Source organism: Candidatus Frankia alpina (assembly GCF_902806485.1).
Lineage (GTDB): Bacteria > Actinomycetota > Actinomycetes > Frankiales > Frankiaceae > Frankia > Frankia alpina.
Genome location: NZ_CADCWT010000381.1, coordinates 1 through 3,068, shown reverse-complemented (window position 1 = coordinate 3,068; position 3,068 = coordinate 1). Strand labels below are relative to the sequence as shown.

2 protein-coding genes are annotated in these 3,068 nt (G+C 71.0%); both read right to left on the bottom strand.

Features of this window, described 5'->3' with window-relative positions; translation table 11 throughout:
• Window positions 1–132: 132 nt before the first annotated feature.
• Window positions 133–1,212, bottom strand: coding sequence for a M14 family metallopeptidase (locus G6R25_RS22930; protein WP_163554529.1), 1,080 nt, complete (start codon window positions 1,210–1,212; stop codon window positions 133–135).
• A gap of 40 nt (window positions 1,213–1,252) precedes the next feature.
• A complete protein-coding gene (locus G6R25_RS22925) occupies window positions 1,253–2,584 on the bottom strand; it encodes an MFS transporter (protein WP_163554528.1) in 1,332 nt (443 codons plus the stop codon).
• Window positions 2,585–3,068: the final 484 nt, after the last annotated feature.

Below are 3,068 nucleotides of genomic sequence, written 5' to 3'. Positions count from 1 at the left end.
GACGGCACAACGGGGCCAATACTCCGCGTAGCAGATCGCAACCTAGAACGATCTTCCCGGAGCCCTGCCGGAAACCGGCCTGACGGGCAGAACGCCACACCGTCCACCCGGCCCCGTCAGCCCACCAGACCGTCAGGCCGTCCTGATCGACTCGGCAAGCACCCCGGCGGCGGCCTGGCCGATCACGGCGGTCCCCCGATCGAGCACATCGGCGCGCCACCGCTTGTCCGGCGGGTCGAAGGCCTCCCGCATGAGCTGCCCGATCCGGGCGACCCGCTCGGCGTCCACCGGCTCATGCTGCTGCCACAACCAGTTGTCCGCCTGCAGCGCGCGCAGCACGGTCAGCCCGTCCTGGGTGCCGAACTCGCAGGTGATTGCCGTGATCTCCGCCCCGCCGAGGTCCTGGAGCAGGGCTCGGGCGGAGTTGCCGCCGATCGGCGTCGAGCTCGACGTGCCCTCCTCGGAGTTCGTCAACGCGCCGCCGTACCAGACCCGGGCCCGCCGCGGCGCGCCCGGGTCCAGGCCACCGCGGAAGATCGGCTCGGCGGCGGCCCGCTCGCCGAGCCCCGTATGCAGGTCGATATACGCGACCCGCTCGTATCCCGTCAGGTACTCGCGGATGATCGTGTGCCAGGTCTGATGGGACCAGCTCGGCGCCGAACCGCCGTAGAACAACCCGTCCGGATGGGTGTACTGGCCGGAGGTGACGATCTGCTGCACCTCGCGCACCCCGAGCCGGCCGGCGTGCGCGAGGAGCAGGGCGTCGGCCTCGGCGTGCCCGGGACCGTCCCAGTCCGTGGGCAGCAACGCGGAGTGCAGCGTGCCGTAGCCGCCGTCGGGCGGCACTGCGGCATGGTCGACGAAATTGCGGTTGACGTCGATGTTGTCCTCGTTCACCCGGCGGCGATGAGAGAAGCCGAACGGGTTGAGCGCGTGCACCAGGACGACAGGCAGGCCCGTCCACGCGGCCTCGTGCAAGGCCCGAAGCTGACAGGCCGACCCGGCGAATCCCTCCGCGCCATGGGTGCCGCTGACCAGGACGAGCACGCAGGGCCCGCGGCTCGCGCTGATCCGGGTCACGTCCGTGCTCAGCGGCTCACCCCGGGCCCCCCGCAGCTCCCCGAGCGGGAACGACTCGAGATGCGCGCCACGATCGCGGGCCGCGGCGAGAAAACGCTCTCGCGCCTCACCATAGTTCGCGGAGAAGTACATCTGCCCCCCTGCGCCGTGGTTGGTTCAGGCCGTGGTTGGTTCAGTCGTTCGATGGACCGACGGCTGAGACCGTGGCCGCCGCAGCACCGTCCGCGACGTCGCCCGCGCTGGCGCCGTCCCCCGCCGGCTGCGCGTCGAGCTGAGGCCGACCGCGAATCTGGCCAAGCGCCGTGACGACACCTGTGATCGCGATGAGCAGCACGAACAGCCCCCGGTAGCCGTTCGCGTGGACGACCGCCCCGGCGACGAGCGGAAAGGCGAGGATCGCGACCTCGAACAGCAGGCCCGCCATCGGCAGCATCCGCACGCGTTCCTCGGGGCCGGCGAGGTTCACCGCGCGGGCCTGGAAAGCGGGCAGGCCCAGGCCGTAGGTGCAGCCGAGCAGCAGCGAGGCCAGGCAGTACAGCACCGGGCTCGTCCCGACGAACACGAAGGCCACCGCCGCCGCGGTCATCCCCACGGTCGTCACGGCGACCACCCGATCGGATGCACTGTCGGGCAGCATCCGGGCGAGACCGAGCCGCACGGCGATGACCGCCACCGCGTAGGTCACGTAGAAGATGTCGAAGTCGAGCTGCCGACTGTCCGCGAAGGTGGTCTGGAAGCTGTTCATGGTGGTGAACACGCACGCGCTGAGCAGCACCATCGCGAGCGGGACCACGCTGGGCGACCGCAGCGCGCCGCGCCACCCGGTCCCCGCCGCGCGGCCCGGGTGCTCCGGCTCCCGCACGGGCTGGGGCCGGGGCTTCTCCTCGGCGGCGTCGCTCTGTGCACCGGCCGTCTGCCCGGCGGCCAGGCGCCGCAGCTCGATGGTGAGCGGGACGACCAGCACGGCCGCGGCGAGTGCGAGTGCCGCCCCGACGGCGAACACCTGCTGGTAGGACATTCCGGCGTCACGCAGGGCGTTGCCGAGGACGGGACCGATCCCGAACCCGGCCTGGATGGTCCCGGTCGCGTAGCCGATGAGCGTGGCCCGATTTCGGTCCGTGGCGAGCTCGGAGGCGATCATCGGCGCCGCCGTGTACGTCACCGCCCAGGCCGTGCCCAGCACGATCGCCGCGACCACGAGCGCGCCATTACGGGAATGCACCCCGGCCATCAGCGCCGCGGCGCCCGCGTACACCAGGCAGGCCCCGGCCATCAGCAGTTGCGGAGGCACTGCGCGCGGAAACCGCAGCAGCAGCGCAAGCGCGGCGGCGGTCGGCACCACCGCCGCGGCGGACAACGCGCCGTAGGTTGCCTCACTGCCGCCGACCGTCTTCACGAACGGTCCGAGCAGCAGCACCCCGTATGCCGATGACGCCAGCAGAACGCAGGTCAGCAGCAGCCAGAGCACCGTCTGCTCGCCGCGGACGGAACGACGGCGCTGCAACCGCGGGGCGTTCGCGACGCCGTCGCCATGCCCACCTTCGATGACTCGCCCCGTCCTCCGGCTGCATCAGTAACATCAGTAATCAGCATCTGCGGAGACCCCGATGGGAATGACACGCAGATGCGGATGAAACTTAGCACATTGGCCGAATGTTCGGATAGGGAAGGCCGCTGCCCACAGCGGTCGGCTGCCACCCGCGTTCGGCGCACGCGGGTGAGGTAGCCGTTGGTGAGCAGCCAGGTGATGTTCATCCGGGCCGGCGCGCCCGGATGAACGAGCCGTCGACCTGGCATCGGGGGCGGGCCATGGCGGCGGGCAAAGGCCACGGTCATCGGGATCGACCGACGACCGCCGGTTCGTCCGACCACTGGTTAGTCTGCTCCGCATGGCCGAGATTCCCGATCCCCCGCCGACGCCGGACCTGCGCGTCTCCGACGCGGAGCGGGAGGAGATTGCACAGCTCCTGCGCCAGGCGGTAGTAGGA